Here is a 19,349-nt window from a genome sequence, read left to right as displayed (position 1 = left end):
ACCCTGCTCTGCTCCCATCACCACCACGTGATCCACAAAGAACACTGGACCATCCAGATGCGGACCGGCATCCCCTGGTTCATCCCGCCACCCCACCTCGACCCCGCCCGGACACCCCGCCGGAACAGATACTTCCGGCCTGACCAGTAGCGCCCAGTTGTTTAGACGCTCGTTAGGTAGGTGCCCGCTTTCGGCAATGACGGCCATGTGCGAGCCATGCGGCGAGGACTCGTTGGAGCTCTTGAGGATGCTGGCTCAGGAACCGGGCCAGTCCCGCCCAATCCCCGGGGGCTTCAGCGGAACGGCGTTAGAGGAACTCGGCCCGGCCTTCCATTGCCGATGATGCCAGTGCGTGTTCCCGCCGCGGAATCCTGCCGGCCGCTTTCGCCAGCCTGCCGGCAATGACGGCATGTTTGAAGGCCTCACCCATGAGCACCGGATTCTGCGCACGGGTCACCGCCGTAGCCAACAGCACGGCGTCGCAGCCGAGTTCCATCGCCAGGGCAGCGTCCGAGGCCGTGCCGATCCCGGCATCCAGCACCACGGGCACGGACGCGCGCGAGACGATCAGCTCGATGTTGTGTGGGTTCAGGATGCCCAGTCCGGTGCCGATCGGGGCCCCCAGTGGCATCACGGCCGTCGCGCCGAGGTTTTCCAGCCGGAGGGCAAGCACGGGGTCGTCGTTCGTGTAGGCGAAGACCTTGAAGCCTCGGGCCACGAGCTGTTCGGTTGCGTCCACGAGTTCGACGGCGTCCGGCAGCAGTGTGTGCTCGTCAGCGATGACTTCGAGCTTGACCCAGTCCGTTTCCAGGGCCTCCCTCGCAAGCTCGGCGGTGAGGACGGCGTCCTTGGCGGTGAAGCAGCCTGCCGTGTTGGGCAGCACGCGGATCTGATGGTCCTCGAGCAGCTGGAACAGCGAGCCCGTCTCCGCCGGCGAATAGCGGCGCATCGCCACCGTGGTCAGCTCGGTCCCGGAAGCCACCAGCGCCGCCCCGAGCCCGTCCAGGCTCGGCGCACCACCGGTTCCCATGATGAGGCGGGAGCCGAGCCTAACGCCGTCGACCACGAATGGATCGGCCACCGCACCGGTCATGGGGACGGCCTGTGTTCCTGCAAACGTCGTCTCGTTCATGTGCTGGTCATCCTCCCTGGACTGCCGTGACAAGTTCGACGTCGTCGCCATCGGCGAGCGCCGTGGCGTGCCACTGGCTGCGCGGCACCACTTCGGCGTTGCGGGCCACGGCGACACCGAGCTTTCGCCCGTCGGCGGCGCGGCCGTCGGGGCCGATGCTCCGGCCCGTGAGCTGGCTGACGAGTGTGGAAACGGAGGCGCCGTCGGCGACGCTCTGCTCCGTTCCGTTGAGTCGGATGTTCATGCTGCTTCCTTCTTGGGGCTGTCCCCGGACGTAACCGGGATGCGTGGAAATCGGTCGGGGCGGAACCCGCCCCAGCGTGGATCCGGCGTGAAGTCCATGAGTTGCCGGCACACGGCGGCAGCGGCGGGGGTCAGCAGGACGCCGTGCCGGAAGAATCCTGTGGCGATGATGAGTCCCGGGACGTCCGCGCCGTCGGCTCGTGCGACCCGCCCCAGCAGCGGGGCATTGTCCGGGGTGCCGGGCCGCGCCCGTGCCGTGGCTTCCAAAAGCTCCAGCTCGGCGACCGCAGGCACCAGCTGCTGGGCATCCCGCAGCAGCTGGTAAATTCCGCCGGCGGAAACCGCGTGCGGATCCGACGGTCCATCCTCCCGCTGGGTGGCGCCGATCACCACGGTGCCGTCCTGGCGGGGGACGATGTACACCGGGACGCCGCGCACCATGCCCCGCACGGTGGCCGTGAGCAGCGGTTGCAGATGCGGAGGCACGCGAAGCCGGAGGATGTCGCCGTAGACGGGCCGCAGTGGCAGCGCCAGCCCGGCCGGAAGCTCCTCGAGCGCGGCGGCGCCGAGCCCGTTGGCGACCACGGTCTCCGCAGCCCGCACGGAACCGCCGCCGGCCAACCGCACGCCCGCCACCTGTCCGTCCTGCCACAGCAGGCCTGCCGCGCGCCGCCGGACGAAGACGCCGCCTTCCGCACCGAGCACGCCGGCGAGCCGGGTGATCAGCCGGCGCGGGTCCACCTGGTGGTCGGCCGGGATGTCGAAGGCACACGAGATGCCGGGGCTCAGCAGGGGCTCCCGGGTGCGTGCCTCGCGCACTGTCAGCGGCTCCACGGCCAGGCCGCAGCCCTGCTGGACTTCCCTCAAGTCCGCGAGCGCGCGCCGGTCCGCCGCGTCGGCCCCCACCGCCAGGGTCGGCGTCGTTAGGTAGCCGGTACCCGCCGGGGAATCCGCGCCGGCGGCACCGGCGTCGAGAGCCGCAGCGAATCCTGGCCACAACCGGGAGGCCTCAAGCATCAGTTCCAGGAGCTGTTCCTCCTGGTAGTGCAGTTCACTCACGGGGGCCAGCATGCCGGCCGCGGCCCAGCTGGCTCCGCTGCCGGGAGCATCATCGATCAGGACCACGGACCGGCCCGAGCGGATGGCCTCGAACGCGATGCCATGGCCGATCACCCCTCCGCCGATCACGGCCACGTCGGCACTCGTATCCCCCGCGGTGGTTCCCCCTGCGGTACCGGGCCCTGTGTCACAAACCCGGGCGGCGGCGTCATTTGCGGGTTCGGCCGCACCGCCTGCTCGTGTGCCCATGAAGAATTCCTTCCCTACGCCGGTACTAGCCGGATCAGGTCAAGCGGTCGGCTCTGACGCCCTCTCAGCCGGGCAGCGGCGACATGGCTGCTGCGGGCTCCCGCGGTATGCGCCCAGTTTAGAGGAACTAGGCTGGTCCCATGAGCCAGGACCCTCTCCACACCACCGCCCGCCTCTATCTCTGCACCGACGCCCGCAGGGACCGCGGCGACTTCGAAGACTTCGTGGACGCCGCCTTCGCCGGCGGCGTGGACATCATCCAGTTGCGCGACAAGTCGCTCGAGGCCTCCGAGGAGCTGGAACTGCTGGAGGTCCTGCACACCGCCGCGCAGCGCCACGGGCGGCTGTGGGCCGTCAATGACCGGGCGGACATCGCCTCCCTGTCCGGGGCTCCGGTGTTCCATGTCGGCCAGAAGGACATTTCGCTCGACGCCGCCCGCGGCTTTCTCGGCAAGGATGCCGTGATCGGCCTGTCCACCCACAGCCCCGAGCAGGTGGACGCCGCCATCGCTGCCGCGCCCGGCCGCAGAGGGCTCGATTATTTCTGTGTGGGCCCCGTGTGGGCGACGCCCACCAAGCCGGGACGCGCCGCCGTCGGCCTCGATCTGGTGCGCTACGCCGCCCAGGCGATCGGCGGGGCGGACGCGGAGGGAACCGGCAAGGGCAACGAAAGCCTGCTGCCGTGGTTCGCGATCGGCGGGATCGACCTCAGTAACGTGGAACAGGTAGTCGACGCCGGTGCCCGGCGGATCGTCGTGGTCCGGGCGATCACCGACGCCACTGATCCCGCCCACGCCGCCGCAGCCTTGCTGGCGGCGCTGGACGCCGCAGCATCTTAAGCAGGTCAGTAGCCTGTAATGCCGGCCGGCACGGAAACTATCCGGTGAGACCCAGCTCCGTCATCCGGCGCGCGTGGTTCGCTGCGAGTTCGGCCGCCAGGCCGTTGACCAGCGCCCGGGCGCCGGCGTCGTCCAGCCCCGAGAGTCCGCCGAGGAAGGCGTGCTCAGCGCTGACACGCTGGGCGTGGTTCAGGACCTCCCCCAGCAGGCGTCTGGCCCACAACGCCAGGCGCGACGCCAGCCGGGGGTCATCGGCCAGGGCCGCCTTGAGGCGCTCCTGCAGCACGGCCGTGGACTCCCCGGTGGAGCGGACCTGCCCGATCAACTCACGGGTCGCGTCGTCGACGTACCGGCCGACGACGCCGTAAAAGTCCGCGGCGACCGTGTCGATCACGTAGGCCTTCATGAGGGCTTCGTACCAGTCCGACGGGCGCGTGCGTTCGTGGAAGTGGTCCACAGAGGGCTGGAACGGCAGCATGGCGGCCTCCGTATCCAGGCCCATGTGCTCGAGCCGGGTCCGGACGAGTTCGTAATGCTGGAACTCGACCACCGCCATCCTGCCCAGCACCGCCCGGTCATGCAGCGTGGGCGAATACCGGGCACTCGAGGACAGCCGCTCGAAGGCGGAAAGCTCGCCGTACGCCAGGACTCCCAGCAGGTCGGCAACGAAGCTGTTGTAGAGGGCAGGATCGTCCGCAGTTGCGCTCATCATCCAAGACTAATAGCGGAAATCGGGCTACCCTGATTTTCGTGTCCCATCATCGTCTGACCCCCAGTGTCCACGAGCAGCAGAACCAGCTTGCCGGGGCCCTCAAGGCGTTGCGCACCACGCTGGAACTGCCCGGCCCGTTCCCCGAGGATGTGCTGCGCGACGCGGCGGCGGCGGTGGCCGAGCACAAGCTCCCGGACCTTGACCTCACGCACGTCGAGTTCGTGACCATCGATCCGGCGTCGTCCACCGACCTGGACCAGGCACTGTTTATCGAACGGAGCGACGGCGGCTACAAGGTCTTCTACGCCATCGCCGACGTCCCCTCCTTTGTTGCCCCGGGCGGGGCGCTGGACGCCGAGACCCGGCGCCGCGGCCAGACTTTCTATACCCCGGACGGCCGGATTCCGCTGCATCCGGAGATCATCAGCGAGGCCGCCGGCAGCCTGCTCGCCGGGCAGCTGTGCGCGGCGTTCGTCTGGGAGTTCGAACTCGACGCCGCGGCAGAGGTCGCCTCGGTCCTCGTGCGCCGGGCTCAGGTCCGCAGCCGCGCGAAGCTCAACTACAAAGGCGTCCAGGCCGAGCTCGACGCCGGCACCGCGGCGCCCGTGCTGCAGCTGCTGAAAGAAGTAGGCCTCAAACGCGTGGAACTGGAACGCCTGCGCGGCGGCGCGAGCCTGAACATGCCGGAACAGGAGATCCAGCAGCTGCCCGACGGCGGCTACCGGATCGTGGCGGCCCCGCCGCTGCCGGTGGAGGACTGGAACGCCCAGATTTCACTTATGACCGGGATGGCCGCGGCGGCGCTCATGATCCAAGGCAAAGTCGGCATCCTCCGCACCATGCCCGCCCCGGATGAGGCGTCACTGCGGCACTTCCACCGGCAGACCCACGCCCTCGGGAAGCCCTGGGACGGGGAAATGCGCTACGGCGAGTACCTGCGGACCCTTGACCCGACGGACCCCCGGCAGCTGGCCATTGTGCATTCGGCCGGGATGCTCTTCCGCGGTGCCGGATACACACCCTTCGACGGCACGGTGCCCGACGCCGCCGTCCAGTCCGCCATCGGCGCCGCCTACGCCCATTCCACGGCACCGTTGCGGCGGCTGGTGGACCGCTTCGTGCTGGTAATCTGCGAGGCCCTGAGCAACGGCACCGAGGTTCCTACCTGGGCCAGGGAGGCGCTGCCGTCCCTCCCTGCCATTATGGGCACGTCGGACCAGCTGGCCGCGAAATTGGAGCGGCTGTCGCTGGACACCGTTGAGGCGGCGCTGCTCGTCAACCACGTCGGCCAGGAATTCGACGCCGTTGTCATCTCCGGACCCAAGCCGGCCAAGGGCACCAACGGCAGCAGCAACGGGAACGGCGGGAAGACCAACGGTAACGGAAACGGCCCGTCCGGGATCGTCCAGATCGCCGAGCCCGCCGTGACCGCACGATGCCCCGGCGAACTGGAACCGGGCACCAAAGTCCGGGTCCGGGTGGTGTCCTCGGACATCGCCACTCGGGAAATCCAGTTGGAGCTCGTGGGCTGACGGCCCGCTGGCGGTCCGTTGACGTCCCCCAGGCCGTCCGCAGGCCGTCCCCAGCCAGCGCTCCCGGCACCCTCCCGAGGCGCAATCAGCCGCCCAGTCGAGGATCCGCGCCTTGTACAGCTAGACTGAAGAGGTAGAAATGGATGCCCGGTCGTTGATTTCCATGATTTTCGAATTCAACAAGCCCGCCCCTACGCGATCTTGAGATACACCCGCTGGTCCCCAGTGCCAGCATTTAGATAGCCCGCGATCGGCTTCCACTGGAATTGCTTGCGCGCCTGAGCGTGCTCCGGAACGGCCACTGCGGCCGGCCCCGTTGAGCAAGCAGCGCAGCCCAAAATGAATAAGGAAACTCCCCTGTGAGTGAATTGCACACGCACCAGCTTCTGACCGATGAGTCCGGCACGGAGACCATCGAGCCCGAAGAGACCATCATCTCGGACGAAAAGCCGCACGAGATTGCCGAGAAGACCTTTGCCGACTTCAATGTCCGCGCGGACATCGTGGAGTCCCTGGCCGACGCCGGCATCACCCACCCCTTCCCGATCCAGGCCATGACCCTGCCGGTCGCGCTTGCAGGGCATGACATCATCGGCCAGGCCAAGACCGGTACCGGCAAGACCCTCGGCTTCGGCATCCCGGCGCTGCAGCGCGTCGTCGGCCGTGACGATGCCGGTTTCGACAAACTGGCCGTTCCCGGCGCCCCACAGGCCCTGGTAATCGTGCCCACCCGCGAGCTCGCCGTCCAGGTAGCCAAGGACCTCGAAAACGCCGCCAAGAAGCGCAACGCCCGAATCGCCACCATCTACGGTGGTCGTGCTTACGAGCCGCAGGTGGAGGCGCTGCAGAACGGCGTCGAGGTTGTCGTCGGCACCCCCGGCCGCTTGATCGACCTCTTCAAGCAGAAGCACCTGAGCCTGAAGAACGTCAAGATCGTCATCCTCGACGAGGCCGACGAGATGCTGGACCTCGGGTTCCTGCCGGACGTCGAGACCCTGATCGCCGGCACGCCCGCGGTCCGCCAGACGCTCCTGTTCTCCGCCACGATGCCCGGCCCTGTCATCGCCATGGCCCGCCGCTACATGACCCAGCCGACCCACATCCGCGCCGCGGACCCGGACGACGAGGGCCTGACCAAGCGCGACATCCGCCAGCTGATCTACCGTGCCCACAGCATGGACAAGGTGGAAGTGGTGGCCCGCATCCTGCAGGCCCGCGGACGCGGCCGGACCATCATCTTCACCAAGACCAAGCGCACCGCCGCGAAGGTGGCCGAGGAGCTGGTGGACCGCGGTTTTGCTGCGGCCGCCATCCACGGTGACCTCGGCCAGGGCGCCCGCGAGCAGGCGCTGCGCGCCTTCCGCAACAACAAGGTGGACGTTCTCGTTGCCACCGACGTCGCCGCCCGCGGCATCGACGTCGACGACGTCACCCACGTGATCAACTACCAGTGCGTCGAAGACGAGAAGATCTACCTGCACCGCGTCGGCCGCACCGGCCGTGCCGGCAACAAGGGCACCGCGGTGACCTTTGTTGACTGGGACGACATGCCGCGCTGGGGGCTCATCAACAAGGCCCTCGGCCTGAGCTACCCCGAGCCCGTCGAAACCTACTCGTCCTCGCCCCACCTGTTCGAGGAACTCGACATCCCCGCTGGCACCAAGGGCCGGCTGCCCCGCGACAAGCGTGTACTGGCCGGCGTCGACGCGGAGGTCCTCGAAGACCTCGGCGAGACCGGCAAGAAGAACTCGCGCACCAGCGCAAAAGACAGCGGAAGAGACGGTGCAAAGGACGGCGCCCGCGATGGCAGCCGGACCGGCGGCCGTGAGGGCGCCCGTGAAGGCAGCCGCACGAGCAGCCGTGACGGCGCCCGTGAAGGCAGCCGCACCGGCGGCCGTGACTCGCGCCGCAGCGGCACCGAAGCCGGCGGACGCTCCGGCGACCGCCGTCGCCGTCCCGCCGAGGCCGATGCCGCCACGGCGTCCACCGCGAACGGACAGGGACCGGAAGTTGCTGCCGCCGCGCCGGCCAAGGCCCCCACCGAGGTGGACCGGGCTACCCGTGCCCGGCGCCGGACCCGCACCCGCCGCCGCAACGGCGAGGTAGTGGCCGGCGGCGACGCACAGCCGAGCGGCGCCGAGGCCTAATCCCCTCCATGACTGACACCGTCTGGGCGCCGGACGGCAGCAATCTGGTGGTTCACGCGGACAACGCGGAATACCTCCCCACGCTGCCGGACGGCGCCTTCACACTGATTTACGTGGACCCTCCCTTCAACACCGGCCGGGTCCAGCGGCGCCAGGAAACCAGGATGGTACTCAACGCCGGCGGCGAGGGTGACCGCGTCGGATTCAAGGGCCGGTCCTACGACACCATCAAGGGCGCGCTGCACAAGTACGACGACGCGTTCAGCGACTACTGGTCCTTCCTCGAGCCCCGGCTCGTGGAGGCCTGGCGGCTCCTGGCCGACGACGGCACCCTGTACCTGCACCTGGACTACCGCGAGGTGCACTACGCAAAGGTCATGCTGGACGCGATCTTCGGCCGCGAATGCTTCCTCAACGAGATCATCTGGGCGTACGACTATGGTGCACGGGCCAAGTACCGCTGGCCCACCAAGCACGACAACATCCTCGTCTACGTCAAGAACCCGGCGAAGTACCACTTCGACAGCGCCGAGGTGGACCGCGAGCCCTACATGGCGCCCGGACTGGTCACCCCCGCCAAGCGCGAGCTCGGCAAGTTGCCCACGGACGTGTGGTGGCACACGATCGTTTCGCCGACCGGCAAGGAGAAAACCGGCTATCCGACGCAGAAGCCGGAGGGGCTGATCCGCCGCGTGGTTGCGGCCTCGAGCCGGCCGGGCGACTGGTGCCTGGACTTCTTCGCCGGTTCCGGCACGCTCGGGTCCGTGGCCGCGAAACTCGACCGCAGGTTCGTGTGCGTGGACCAGAACCAGCCGGCCATCGACGTCATGGCCAAGCGCCTGGCCGCGCAGGCGCAGTTCACGTCGTTCCCGACGGTCTGACCCGCCGCCCTCCACGCCCCTCCGTTCCCGCCTGCCCCGCCGTTCCCGCCCGTTGCACTTGTGGCCGCTATTCCGGCGGGCAAAGTCGACGCCAAGTGATAGCGCAACCCGGGTCAGGGCGGGTTTCAGCGCACCACGGACGAGCCCGTGCCCAGTTCCTCGATCCGGGCAAAGACTTCTGCGGAGGTCAGGTTCTCGCCGAGCAGGTTCGGCTTTCCCATGCCGTGGTAATCGGAGGACCCGGTGACCAGCAGGCCGTAGCGTTCGGCGATGCGGCGCAGGAACGTCCGGCCCTCCTCGGGGTTGTCCCGGTGGTAGATCTCCAGGCCTGCCAGGCCGGCGTCGATCATCTCCCGGTAGGTCGCCTCCCCCACGATCCGGCCGCGGGCGGATGCCACGGGGTGGGCGAACACCGGGACGCCCCCGGCTGCACGGACCAGTTCGACGGCGAGCGCCGGCTCCGGTGCATAGTGCTGGACCCAGTAGCGCGAGCGTGCTGTGAGGATGGAACCAAAAGCCTCGGCCCGGTCTTCCACCACACCGGCCGCTACGAGCGCGTCGGCGATGTGCGGGCGGCCCAGGGTGGCCCCCGGCGCTACGTGGTGAATCACGTCGTCCCATGTCAGCGGGTAGTCCTCCGACAAAAGGGTGACCATCTTCTGCGCCCTCGTATGCCGGGCGTCCTTGGACTTGGTGATTTCCTCAAGCAGTCCAGGATGCGCGGGGTCGTGGAGGTAGCTGAGCAGGTGGACGCTGACGCCTTCCGCGGTGCGGCAGGAGATCTCCATCCCCGGGACCAGCGCCACCCCGGCTTCCCGGGCGGCGACGGCGGCCTCCGCCCACCCGGCAGTGGAATCGTGATCGGTCAGGGCGATGACGTCGAGGCCCGCGGCGGCGGCGGACTCCATGACGTCGGCCGGCGCCTGGGTGCCGTCGGAAACGTTGGAGTGCGCATGCAGGTCGATCCTCACCTCACCAGCCTAGTAGATGGCAGGATCCAAAGCCTCGGCCCCGTCGTGCCGAGGCCGTGCCGGGGCCCTGCAGGGGCCCTGCAGCGCGAGCGCGCCGTTGGCCTAAGCCGCGGCGCTGGTGAGACTATGGGACGGTGAACGATGCAGATAACACCCTAGTCTCCGCTTCCCAGCCCCTCGAAGAGCGCGTCAACAACCGCTCGCAGCGGCCCAGCTCCGACGCCTTCAAGGCCTTCATGGCCAGCAACTGGGCGCCGGCCATGCAACAGCTCCCCGAGCGGGACGCCGTCGCGGGCCACGCCGCAGCCCGGCGCCGCTCCATCTCAGGCCAGTTCAAAGGTGAACGCCTGGTCATCCCCGCCGGTCCGCTGAAGGTCCGCTCGAACGACTGCGACTACCGCTTCCGGCCGCACTCCGCCTTCGCGCACCTCACCGGCCTAGGCCTGGACCACGAACCTGATGCGGTCCTGATCCTGGAACCGGTCACGGAGGGCACCGGCGACGACGGCGGAAACCACCACGCCACGCTGTACTTCCGCCCGTTGGCCGGCCGCGACACCGAGCAGTTCTACGCCGACTCCCGCTCCGGGGAGTTCTGGATCGGCGCACGCCCGACCCTGGCCGAGTTCAAGGCCAAGCTCGGACTGGACACGGCCGACATCGCCGAACTCGAACTCGCCATCACCAAGAATGTCGGTGCGCCGGAGATCGGCGGCATCTCTATCAGGCTGGTCCGCAAGGTTGACGAGAACATTGACGCCCTCGTCGACACTGCCCGCTACAACACGGCCAAGGACCCCGACAACCTCGACCTGAGCGTGCTCGATGCCCTGGACGAGAAACTCACAGAGGCCCTCTCGGAACTGCGCCTGCTCAAGGACGAGTGGGAAATCGAACAGATGAAGATCGCCGTCGCCGCCACCGTGGCCGGCTTCACCGAGGTGGTCAAGGCGATCCCGCGGGCGCTGACCCACCACCGCGGCGAGCGCGTCGTGGAAGGGGCGTTCTTCGCCCGGGCCCGCGAGGAAGGCAACGAGCTCGGCTACGACACCATCGCCGCCTCCGGCAATAACGCCACCGTGCTGCACTGGACCCGGAACACCGGCAAGATCAACGCCGGGGAACTGCTGCTCCTGGACGCCGGAGTCGAGGCCGATTCCCTTTACACCGCCGACATCACCCGCACCCTGCCGGCCAACGGCAAGTTCTCCGAGGTCCAGCGCAAGGTCTACGAGGCAGTGCTCGACGCCGCCGACGCCGGCTTTGCCGCTGCCCAGCCCGGCACGAAGTTCCGGGATATCCACACGGCAGCCACCACGGTCCTGGCCGAGCGGCTCGCCGAATGGGGCCTCCTGCCCGTCTCCGTCGAGGAAGCCGTGAGCACCGAGGGCCAGCAGCACCGCCGGTGGATGCCGCACGGCACGAGCCACCACCTCGGCCTCGACGTCCACGACTGCGCCCAGGCGAAGCGGGAACTCTACCTAGACGGCGTGCTGACGCCCGGCATGGTGTTCACGATCGAACCCGGTCTGTACTTCAAGAACGAGGACATCGGCATCCCCGAGGAATACCGCGGCATCGGCGTCCGGATCGAGGACGACATCCTCATGACGGCCGACGGCCCGGTGAACCTCAGCGCCGCACTGCCGCGCAAGGCCGACGACGTCGAGTCCTGGATGGCGGGCATCTACCTGGAAGTGGACGGCCAGACAGCGTAGGTCGGCCAGGCAGTACACAGCAGGAAATAGCAGCAAACAGCAACAAGAAAGGGAGGGCCCCGGTGCCGGGACCCTCCCTTTTTGCTGCTGTTTTTTGCCCGGATCAGTGCTGCTGGCCGTCCTGGCCTGCCGCGGGCTTCTCGCTGTCCGTGACCCTGACCCCGTACTGCGGGCGGCCGTCCGGGAGATCCGGATAGCTCACCCCGGAAACCCGGCCGGCCGGGCGGGCCTCCTCAACCGCGGCCGGCGCCGTCGGAGCGGGGCCTGCGGGGCCCTCCTGCTGGGGTGCGCCGCCCTGGTACTGTCCGGCCGGGTCTCCGCCGGTCTCCGGCGTTCTCTGGCCGTACGGGTCGTTCCAGCCCGCGGGGCGCTGCGGCGCATGGCTCTGCTGTCCCGGCTGCTGCGGGCCGGGCTGCTGCGGTGCCTGATGGCGGTAGTCGTGCTGCGCGAAACCGCCGGCCGCGGCACCGGACGCGTCATGCGCCGTCATGGGCAGCTGGTGGAGCAGGCGCCGCGCTTCGCCGGCGGCCTCGAAGGAGACCACGACGTCGTAATTGGTCGCCACCACCTGGCTGGTTGAGGTGAAGTCACGCTTGCCGCGCTGCATGGCGTACGTGACGATGCCAAACAGCATGAAGAACGCGGCACCCATCAGTACTGACGTCACAATCGAGAAATAACCGGGGGTTGTGGAGAAGAAGGACAGCATGACGCCGACGAACAGGCCGAACCACATGCCGCTGAGGGCGCCGGAGAGGGCGACGCGGGGGTAGGTGAGCCGGCCGGTCACCCGCTCGACCATCTTCAGGTCATTGCCCACGATCGACACCATCTGCACGGGGAACTGCTGGTCAGCCAGGTAGTCCACCGCCTTCTGGGCATCCAGGTAGGAGTTGTAGGAACCGACAACGTCGCCTCGCGGGACGGTGCGGGCCTCGTCCGAGCCGTTAGGGGCACCGGCCCTGGGAGCACCAAAAATGTTTGACATATGCCCATTCTCACCCATCGGGCTGGTGTGCGGCTGGAAATTCAGCTAAAAGAGAGCAGACTCGGTAGCCTGTAGGGGTGAGCACGAATCTTTCGCGAGTGTTTGTCGCGCGCCTCCTCGGACTGGACGTCTTCGACCCATTGGGCGACCGTCTGGGTCGACTGCGCGACGTCGTGGTGCTCTCCCGCGGAACCAGGGGAGCCCCGCACGTGGTGGGCATCGTCGTCGAGGTCCCCGGCAAGAAGCGCGTCTTCGTGCCGATGACCCGGATTACGTCCATAGACCAGACCCAGGTCATCTGCACCGGACTGGTCAATCTTCGCCGTTTCGAACAGCGCGGCGCGGAAACCCTCGTGGTGGCCGAAATGTTCGACCGCCGGGTGACCCTTGCGGACGGCAGCGGCGACGCGACCATCGAGGACATCGCCATGGACCGGCACCGCTCCGGCGACTGGTTCGTCAGCAAGCTCTTCGTCCGCCGCGGCCACTCCCTCTCGCCCCTGAGCCGGCTGCGCCGCAATGAAACCCTCATCATCGACTGGGCCGATGCCCGGCAAGGCGCCAAGACCGAGCCCCAGGCCGCGACCCAGTTCGTGGCCACGCACGAGGACCTCAAGCCCGCCGACTTCGCCGAGGCGCTGCAGGAAATGAGCGACAAGCGCCGCTTCGAGGTTGCGAGCGAACTCCAGGACGAACGGCTCGCGGACGTCCTGCAGGAGATGCGCGAAGGCGATCAGGTGGAGATCCTCTCCGCCCTGGACGTCAACCGCGCCGCCGACGTCCTCGAGGAGATGGATCCGGACGACGCCGCCGACCTCCTCGCCGAACTTCCCAGTGCCCAGGCTGAAGAACTCCTGCAGCTGATGGAACCCGAAGGCGCCGAAGACGTCCGCCGCCTGCTCGAATACGACGAGGACACCGCCGGCGGGCTCATGACGCCCGTGCCGGTGATCCTGCCCCCGGAAGCAACCGTCGCCGAGGCACTCGCGCACGTACGCCGGGAGGAACTCTCCCCCGCCCTGGCGTCCTCGATCTTCGTCGCCCGGCCCCCGTTGGAGACGCCGACGGGACGTTTCCTCGGCGTCGTCCATATCCAGCAACTCTTGCGCTATCCGCCGCCGGAGCCGCTGGGCAATCTGGTGGACAAGAGCCTGGAGCCGGTCTCCGATCAGGCCCACATCAGCGAGGTCGCCCGCGCGCTGGCAACGTACAACCTTAACTCCCTTCCGGTTGTCAACGACGACGGACGGCTTGTGGGGGCGGTGACTGTTGACGACGTGCTTGATCATCTGTTGCCGGACGACTGGCGCGCCCACGAGGACGACGCCCCGATAAGAAAGCTTGGAGGCCGCATTGGCTGATCCCACAGCACCACGGACCTCCAATGTCCGCCCTGGCGGCAGGACAACCGGCGGCCTTGACACGCCCCTGAGCGGCCGGCAGCGTATCCTGCCCAACTTCCGTCCCGACCCGGACGCCTTCGGCCATGCCACGGAAGGCTTCGCCCGCTTCATGGGCACCCCCGCGTTCCTGATGTACATGACGGTGTTCTGCTTGTTCTGGCTGGGCTGGAACACGTGGGCGCCGGAGGAATGGCAGTTCGATTCCCGGGCGCTGGGCTTCACGCTGCTGACCCTCATGCTGTCCCTGCAGGCCTCCTACGCTGCGCCCCTGCTGCTGCTGGCCCAGAACCGCCAGGACGACCGCGACAAGGTCTCGCTGCAGCAGGACCGCCAGCGGGCCGAGCGCAATCTCTCCGACACCGAATACCTGACCCGGGAACTTGCGTCCCTGCGCATCGCGCTGCGCGAGGTCGCCACCCGCGATTACGTCCGCGCCGAGCTCCGCAGCCTGCTGGAGGACATGCTGGAGGCCCAGGAGGAACTGCGCACCCACGATCCTTCCGCCGGCGCCCACGAGACCCCGCGGGAAAAGGTCAAGGAGAAGATGAAGGAGCGGCGCGACAAGCAGCGCAGCCCCCGGACCCAGCAGATCCCCCGGGTCAAGGCCGGCGGCAAACGCGATGACCCGGGAAAGGACCATGCGGAGGACTCTTCGCACGACCCGTCGGGGAACCCTTCGGGGAAACCGCCGAACCCGTCGGCGAACCACTCTGAGGCCGCGGCCGATCCCACCCGCCAGCCCGCACACCGCACCATCCCCGAAAGCTGAGCATCGCCCGCATGAGCACCCCGCTGGAACAGGCAGTGCACAGCGCACTTGCCACCGTGATCGACCCTGAGCTCCGCCGTCCCATCACCGAGCTCGGCATGGTGGAGTCCGTGGAGATCGGCGACGCCGGGCGTGTGCGGATCGCCGTGCTGCTGACCATCGCGGGCTGCCCGCTGCGCGGCACCATCACGGCGGACACCGCGGCTGCCCTGTCCGCCGTCCCGGGCGTCACCGGCGTGGACGTAGACCTGAAAGTCATGACGCAGGAGCAACGCGACGCCCTCAAGGAGCAGTTGCGGGGCGCCGGCGGCCAACGCGGCATCCCGTTCAACGCGCCGGGCTCGCTGACCAAGGTGTACGCCGTCGCGAGCGGCAAGGGCGGCGTGGGCAAGTCTTCGGTCACGGTCAACCTGGCGTGCGCCCTGGCCGCCCAGGGGCTCCGTGTGGGGATCGTGGACGCGGATGTGTACGGTTTCTCCGTTCCAGCGCTGATGGGCATCACACAGGCCCCCACGCGGGTGGACGACATGATCCTTCCGCCCGTGGCCTACGGGGTCAAAGTCATCTCCATCGGCATGTTCGTCACCGGGAACCAGCCCGTGGCGTGGCGGGGCCCGATGCTGCACCGGGCGCTGGAGCAGTTCCTCACCGACGTCTACTTCGGCGACCTCGACGCCCTCTTCCTGGACCTGCCCCCCGGCACCGGCGACATCGCGATCTCCGTTGCCCAGCTGCTGCCCAAGGCACAGATCCTTGTTGTGACCACCCCGCAGGCGGCCGCCGCGGATGTCGCCGAGCGGGCGGGTGCGATCGCCACCCAGACGGGCCAGACCGTGGCCGGCGTCGTGGAAAACATGTCCTACCTTGAAATGCCCGACGGCGGCAGGATGGAACTGTTCGGCAGCGGCGGCGGCGCCGTGCTCGCCGAGCGCCTTTCGGCCACCGTGGGTGAGGACGTGCCGCTACTGGGCCAGATTCCGCTCGAAGTCCTGCTGCGTGAGGGTGGGGATTCAGGAGTGCCGCTGGTGCTGGGCCGTCCGGAGACGCCTGCGGCCGTGGCCCTGGCGGGGATCGCCGGCAGGCTGGCGTCCGTTCCCCGCGGCCTCAAGGGCATGCCGCTGGGTCTGCAGCCCCGCTGACAGGGCCCCGTGCCGGCGGATGCCGACACAGAGATGCCCGCTGACAGCGCCCGGCCGCCACCCTGCGCAGGCACTGCGGCAGGTCGGTCGCGGGAAGTCCTAGGTCGCCTCTGAGTCGAAGGGCGCCGGTTCGCCCTCGGGCAGCCGCTCGAGCACCCGCTCGGGGCGGTGCGCGGCGACAGCAGTCGCGGCAGCAGCCGTGGAGACCGTTGCTGCGGGTGCCCCGGCGCTCATCGGCTTGGTGTCATCGTCAAGGAGTGCTTCTTTGATAATCCGGCGGGGATCGTACTGGCGGGGGTCGTACTTCTTCCAGTCGACCTCATCGATATCGATGCCGACTTCTTCCTTGATCTGTTCCCGCGCACCGGACGCCATCCGGCGCACTTCCTTGACAATATTGGCAAGTTTTTGGGTGTATTCGGGCAGCCTGCTGGGACCAATCACCAGAAGGCCGATGATCAGCAGAAGTAAGAACTCCGGTCCATTGATTCCAAGCACTTTAGGAAGGTTACCCTCTCGCTCGGGCTGGCGACGATTCCGCGAAGTCCGAATACCGGCTATGTCCGGCCCGTCCCCGCCTCACGGTGCCAGGTGCTCCAGGATTCGGCTCAATCCACGCTCGATCCGTTCCGGAATTCCGTTGTGCGAGGCCGGCACGGGGGTACCGCTGCTGACCCGGGTCAGCGCGGCAACGCCGTCGTCGGCCTGCTCGGCCGGCAGGTCCGAAATGTACGTGTAGGTCGCCGCCGACGTCTGGTAGATGGCCCGGTACGGCGGGGCGGGGTTGACCCAAAGAAAGCCATTCCCGGGTTCGGGCGCGGCCGACGGCGTGCCGGCCTTGGCCGGGATGAAGCCGTCAGTGACGGCGGCGTGCCCGGTCAGCACGTTGATGGGCGAACCGTCGGCCCGTGCGGGAGCGGGTGCGGCGGGGGCCCGCGTCGAGGCGTGCTGCTCGAGAACCGTGGCGAAGTGCCGGCCATCCGTGAGGCGAAGTTCCAGGACCTCATCCCCGGAGACGACGCCGGCACGGGCCCAGATGAGGTGGAATCCGAGCTCGCGCAGTTCCGGACATGTCCATCCCTGCGAGCGGAACGCGGCAAGCTCACCGGTGTTCAGCGTCCCGGCAGGGGTGAAGTCAGGCTCGCCGCCGAGGCCGAACGCCACACGGGGCCCGGTTTCCTCAGCGCCGGGGACGCCGGATCCGCTGGCGTCGAACAGCTCCCTGGCACCGAGCGGCTCACCACTGCCGGGCAGCCCGGGGGCATCCGAGTGCGCGAGGGTGGCAGTATCTGCGCCCTCGGCGGGGACTGCGTCGTCGCCTCCCATGACGTAAGCGGTGCCGGTCATGAGGGCCAGGGCGGCGACGGCTCCGCCGACGGCAAGCACCGGCAGGCGCGGGCCGCGGCGGCGGGCGCCGTGTGGCCCCGCGGCGGCGGCGCGAACGGCGGCCGGCCCGGCGGTCCCTGACCGACCCGGTGCGGGGTGTCCTTCCGGGAACCGGTCCGAGGGCCACGGATGATGGCCGGCCCCGGCGGCATCCGCGTCCGGCCGTCCCGCTGTGTCCGGCCGTTCCGCTGTGTCCAATACATGTGCTGTGCCGGCCGGGTCAGGGCGTTCCGCCATGGCCGGTTCCGGAGCCGTGCGTGCCGTAGCTGTGGGTGCCGGAGCTGCCGGAGCTGCAGGTTCGCGTTCCGCTTCGGCCGTCCGTTCCGCCGCCGCCCGTTCCGCGGCCAGCTGACCGGTCCGTGCCAGGAGCCGTGCGGTCAGGTCCTCACTGGCCTCGGGCACGGCAGCGCCGCGGAGCTTCTCGAGGTACTGGCGTTCGCGCTGTTGCCGGGCACGGCATTCGGCACACGCTTCCACATGGTCGTGGTGGCCGGCGGCCCATTTCCGGGTAGCCCCGGGCCGGCGCCAGAACCTGCAGCCTGGTGCTCCCAGTAAACGTCTCAGAAGACCCATTGACCGGTTCAGAGGAGGCCGGCGATGCGCGGCATCTTGAGCCGCGGCTTGAGGGACTGCTTGGCCGGCTGCGCCGGGCGCGGGTCGCGGTGCGCGAGCTTTTCACGGAGCATTGTCCGGCCGCGGTGAATCCGGGACCGGACGGTCCCGAGTTTGATGTCCAGCGCGGCGGCGACTTCGTCGTAGGAGAGCCCTTCGAGGTCGCACAGCACGACGGCGGCGCGGAAATCGGGCGGAAGTTCCTCGAGCGCTGCCTGGACATCGACGTCGAGATTGTTGAATTCGAAGCTTTGCTCCGGCCCGGGCTCCCGGCCCGGCAGCCGCGACTCGGCGTCGTCGGCCAAGGCATCAAAGCGGATCCGGCTCTTGCGCCGGGCCTGGTCCAGGAACAGGTTGGTGGTGATCCGGTGCAGCCAGCCATCGAGCGTGCCGGGCTTGAAGTTCTCAAGTGAACGGAACACCCGGACGAACACCTCCTGGGTGAGGTCCTCGGCGTCGTACTTGTTTCCGGTCAGCCGGTACGCAAGGCGGTAGACCTTGGCGGAGTGGTTCGTCACCACTTCCTCCCAGGTCGGCCGGACCCATTCGGCTTCCGCCGCGGTCCGGGACTGGCCGGTTGAATCTGTTGCCTCAGTTGCCGGGACAGGTGCCAGAATCGACATCGTCCACTCCCCTCGTGGATGGTACCTACGCCTGAATTGTGCCTGCTTGCGCAGGTTCCTGCACCCTTCATTCGACGCCGATCACCACGCGGATGAGCGGATACCCATCATTTCAAAATAAGCTGGGAATTTCCTGATCCACCTCGGTCTTCCGCCGAAGGCAGAACGACGCCCTCCGGCCGGGGCCACGGTGCTGCCGCCTCCGCGTCCCGTCCCGCCGGACACAGTACGCTGTAGGGAACACTCCCCTGCCGCCCAGAAAGCGATATCCCATGAGCGCCGATAAGTCCACGAGCTGGTCCTACGCAGAAGATCTGCCTGCCGAGGATGAGGTCCTGTTGCACGCGCGCGAACGGTCCTTCGAGCTTGGCGTGACCCCGATCGGCCCGGGCGTGGGCGCCGTGCTGACGGTGCTGGCGGCGGCGTCCAAGGCACAGACCGCCGTGGAGATCGGCACCGGCGCGGGCGTGTCCGGCGTGTGCATCCTGCGCGGGCTGGGCCCGCAGGCTGTCCTGACCACTATCGACGTCGACGTTGAACACCTCAAGGCAGCGCGCGAAGCGTTCCAGGAGGCCGGCAGCCCCGCCAACCGCACCCGCACCATTTCGGGCCGGGCCGGCGATGTCCTGCCCAGGCTTACGGACGGCGCCTATGATCTCGTCTTCATTGACGCGGACAAGCCGAACTACCCCAGCTACGTCGAACAGGCCGTGCGGCTGCTCAAATCCGGCGGTCTGCTGATCGTCAACGATGCCCTCGACAAGGACCGGGTCGCAAACCCGGCCGCGCGCGAAGCCACCACCGTGGTTTTGCGACAGATCGGCAAGTCCATCCGCGACGACGACCGTCTCGCCTCCGCCATGCTGCCCACCGGAGATGGCCTGCTGATCGCGGTGAAGAAGTAGCAGCCAGGATTCAATAGCCCGGGTCCAGGGGCGGGCGCTGA

General features: G+C 68.4%; 18 protein-coding genes, 1 pseudogene and 1 riboswitch. Of the genes and pseudogenes, 10 read left to right on the top strand and 9 right to left on the bottom strand.

What is annotated here, in order from left to right; translation table 11 throughout:
• A pseudogene (locus B5X90_RS21550) lies at positions 1 to 150 on the top strand (HNH endonuclease); the annotation flags it as partial.
• 157 nt (positions 151 to 307) lie between these two features.
• Here B5X90_RS21550 and B5X90_RS04795 read toward each other — a convergent pair.
• The 3 genes from B5X90_RS04795 to thiO all read right to left on the bottom strand — a co-directional run bounded on the left by B5X90_RS04795 (position 308) and on the right by thiO (position 2,683).
• Complete coding sequence (locus tag B5X90_RS04795; protein ID WP_079550362.1) at positions 308 to 1,132, bottom strand: thiazole synthase; 825 nt, start codon at positions 1,130 to 1,132, stop codon at positions 308 to 310.
• Positions 1,133 to 1,139: 7 nt separating this feature from the next.
• A complete protein-coding gene (gene thiS / locus B5X90_RS04790) occupies positions 1,140 to 1,376 on the bottom strand; it encodes a sulfur carrier protein ThiS (protein ID WP_018773837.1) in 237 nt (78 codons plus the stop codon).
• Complete coding sequence (gene thiO / locus B5X90_RS04785) at positions 1,373 to 2,683, bottom strand: glycine oxidase ThiO (RefSeq protein ID WP_256860049.1); 1,311 nt, start codon at positions 2,681 to 2,683, stop codon at positions 1,373 to 1,375. Before thiO ends, thiS begins: the two co-directional genes overlap by 4 nt.
• Positions 2,677 to 2,797: riboswitch (TPP riboswitch) on the bottom strand. It overlaps the preceding gene by 7 nt.
• Before the next feature lie 26 nt (positions 2,798 to 2,823).
• On the opposite strand from thiO, the gene thiE reads away from it, so the two are divergent.
• A complete protein-coding gene (gene thiE, locus B5X90_RS04780) occupies positions 2,824 to 3,522 on the top strand; it encodes a thiamine phosphate synthase (RefSeq protein WP_079550359.1) in 699 nt (232 codons plus the stop codon).
• Between the two features lie 37 nt (positions 3,523 to 3,559).
• On the opposite strand, the gene B5X90_RS04775 is transcribed toward thiE, so the two are convergent.
• Complete coding sequence (locus tag B5X90_RS04775) at positions 3,560 to 4,234, bottom strand: ferritin-like fold-containing protein (RefSeq protein WP_079550357.1); 675 nt, start codon at positions 4,232 to 4,234, stop codon at positions 3,560 to 3,562.
• Positions 4,235 to 4,272: 38 nt separating this feature from the next.
• On the opposite strand from B5X90_RS04775, the gene B5X90_RS04770 reads away from it, so the two are divergent.
• From B5X90_RS04770 to B5X90_RS04760, 3 genes are all read left to right on the top strand, one after another.
• On the top strand, positions 4,273 to 5,766 hold the full coding sequence (locus B5X90_RS04770; protein WP_079550355.1) for an RNB domain-containing ribonuclease: 1,494 nt from the start codon (positions 4,273 to 4,275) through the stop codon (positions 5,764 to 5,766).
• A 359-nt stretch (positions 5,767 to 6,125) separates the two neighbouring features.
• Positions 6,126 to 7,913 (top strand): DEAD/DEAH box helicase, encoded by a 1,788-nt coding sequence (locus B5X90_RS04765; RefSeq protein WP_079550353.1) that lies wholly within the window; start codon positions 6,126 to 6,128, stop codon positions 7,911 to 7,913.
• A gap of 8 nt (positions 7,914 to 7,921) precedes the next feature.
• Positions 7,922 to 8,794: a DNA-methyltransferase gene (locus B5X90_RS04760; protein WP_028278091.1), complete on the top strand. Its 873-nt coding sequence runs from the start codon at positions 7,922 to 7,924 to the stop codon at positions 8,792 to 8,794.
• A gap of 125 nt (positions 8,795 to 8,919) precedes the next feature.
• Here B5X90_RS04760 and B5X90_RS04755 read toward each other — a convergent pair whose 3' ends face one another.
• Positions 8,920 to 9,765, bottom strand: a complete 846-nt coding sequence (locus tag B5X90_RS04755; protein WP_079550351.1) for a PHP domain-containing protein — start codon at positions 9,763 to 9,765, stop codon at positions 8,920 to 8,922.
• Positions 9,766 to 9,899: 134 nt separating this feature from the next.
• Here B5X90_RS04755 and B5X90_RS04750 point away from each other — a divergent pair, with 134 nt between their 5' ends.
• Positions 9,900 to 11,483 (top strand): aminopeptidase P family protein, encoded by a 1,584-nt coding sequence (locus B5X90_RS04750; protein WP_079550349.1) that lies wholly within the window; start codon positions 9,900 to 9,902, stop codon positions 11,481 to 11,483.
• Positions 11,484 to 11,586: 103 nt separating this feature from the next.
• On the opposite strand, the gene B5X90_RS04745 is transcribed toward B5X90_RS04750, so the two are convergent.
• On the bottom strand, positions 11,587 to 12,471 hold the full coding sequence (locus tag B5X90_RS04745) for a general stress protein (protein WP_079550347.1): 885 nt from the start codon (positions 12,469 to 12,471) through the stop codon (positions 11,587 to 11,589).
• A 77-nt stretch (positions 12,472 to 12,548) separates the two neighbouring features.
• On the opposite strand from B5X90_RS04745, the gene B5X90_RS04740 reads away from it, so the two are divergent.
• Genes B5X90_RS04740 through B5X90_RS04730 form a run of 3 tightly spaced genes read left to right on the top strand, consistent with a single transcriptional unit; the run spans position 12,549 to position 15,782 of the window.
• The gene (locus tag B5X90_RS04740) at positions 12,549 to 13,832 is read left to right on the top strand and encodes a magnesium transporter MgtE N-terminal domain-containing protein (RefSeq protein ID WP_079550344.1); all 1,284 of its coding nucleotides are present in this window, start codon (positions 12,549 to 12,551) and stop codon (positions 13,830 to 13,832) included.
• Complete coding sequence (locus B5X90_RS04735) at positions 13,813 to 14,643, top strand: DUF1003 domain-containing protein (protein ID WP_079550342.1); 831 nt, start codon at positions 13,813 to 13,815, stop codon at positions 14,641 to 14,643. Before B5X90_RS04740 ends, B5X90_RS04735 begins: the two co-directional genes overlap by 20 nt.
• A gap of 11 nt (positions 14,644 to 14,654) precedes the next feature.
• Entirely contained in the window at positions 14,655 to 15,782 is a 1,128-nt protein-coding gene (locus B5X90_RS04730) for an Mrp/NBP35 family ATP-binding protein (RefSeq protein ID WP_079550340.1), read from the top strand.
• Positions 15,783 to 15,881: 99 nt separating this feature from the next.
• On the opposite strand, the gene B5X90_RS04725 is transcribed toward B5X90_RS04730, so the two are convergent.
• The 3 genes from B5X90_RS04725 to sigE form a co-directional block, all read right to left on the bottom strand.
• The gene (locus tag B5X90_RS04725) at positions 15,882 to 16,280 is read right to left on the bottom strand and encodes a Sec-independent protein translocase TatB (protein ID WP_079550338.1); all 399 of its coding nucleotides are present in this window, start codon (positions 16,278 to 16,280) and stop codon (positions 15,882 to 15,884) included.
• Positions 16,281 to 16,361: 81 nt separating this feature from the next.
• Positions 16,362 to 17,645 (bottom strand): hypothetical protein, encoded by a 1,284-nt coding sequence (locus tag B5X90_RS21215; protein WP_079550336.1) that lies wholly within the window; start codon positions 17,643 to 17,645, stop codon positions 16,362 to 16,364.
• Positions 17,646 to 17,749: 104 nt separating this feature from the next.
• Positions 17,750 to 18,403 carry an RNA polymerase sigma factor SigE gene (gene sigE / locus B5X90_RS04715; protein ID WP_079550334.1) on the bottom strand — a complete coding sequence of 218 codons (654 nt, stop codon included), beginning with the start codon at positions 18,401 to 18,403 and terminating at the stop codon, positions 17,750 to 17,752.
• A gap of 272 nt (positions 18,404 to 18,675) precedes the next feature.
• On the opposite strand from sigE, the gene B5X90_RS04710 reads away from it, so the two are divergent.
• Entirely contained in the window at positions 18,676 to 19,308 is a 633-nt protein-coding gene (locus B5X90_RS04710; protein WP_018773821.1) for an O-methyltransferase, read from the top strand.
• Positions 19,309 to 19,349 lie beyond the last annotated feature (41 nt).

Origin of the sequence: Arthrobacter sp. 49Tsu3.1M3 (assembly GCF_900168135.1) — a bacterium.
Taxonomy (GTDB): Bacteria; Actinomycetota; Actinomycetes; order Actinomycetales; family Micrococcaceae; genus Arthrobacter.
This window is presented reverse-complemented; position numbering and strand designations above follow the sequence as displayed.

Bases quoted from the DNA above. Each gene is read 5' to 3' on its own strand.
- B5X90_RS04710 (WP_018773821.1), top strand. From the start codon at position 18,676: ATGAGCGCCGATAAGTCCACGAGCTGGTCCTACGCAGAAGATCTGCCT.
- sigE (WP_079550334.1), bottom strand. From the start codon at position 18,403: ATGTCGATTCTGGCACCTGTCCCGGCAACTGAGGCAACAGATTCAACC.
- B5X90_RS04795 (WP_079550362.1), bottom strand. From the start codon at position 1,132: ATGAACGAGACGACGTTTGCAGGAACACAGGCCGTCCCCATGACCGGT.
- B5X90_RS04745 (WP_079550347.1), bottom strand. From the start codon at position 12,471: ATGTCAAACATTTTTGGTGCTCCCAGGGCCGGTGCCCCTAACGGCTCG.
- B5X90_RS04775 (WP_079550357.1), bottom strand. From the start codon at position 4,234: ATGATGAGCGCAACTGCGGACGATCCTGCCCTCTACAACAGCTTCGTT.
- B5X90_RS04730 (WP_079550340.1), top strand. From the start codon at position 14,655: ATGAGCACCCCGCTGGAACAGGCAGTGCACAGCGCACTTGCCACCGTG.
- thiE (WP_079550359.1), top strand. From the start codon at position 2,824: ATGAGCCAGGACCCTCTCCACACCACCGCCCGCCTCTATCTCTGCACC.
- thiO (WP_256860049.1), bottom strand. From the start codon at position 2,683: ATGGGCACACGAGCAGGCGGTGCGGCCGAACCCGCAAATGACGCCGCC.
- B5X90_RS04760 (WP_028278091.1), top strand. From the start codon at position 7,922: ATGACTGACACCGTCTGGGCGCCGGACGGCAGCAATCTGGTGGTTCAC.
- thiS (WP_018773837.1), bottom strand. From the start codon at position 1,376: ATGAACATCCGACTCAACGGAACGGAGCAGAGCGTCGCCGACGGCGCC.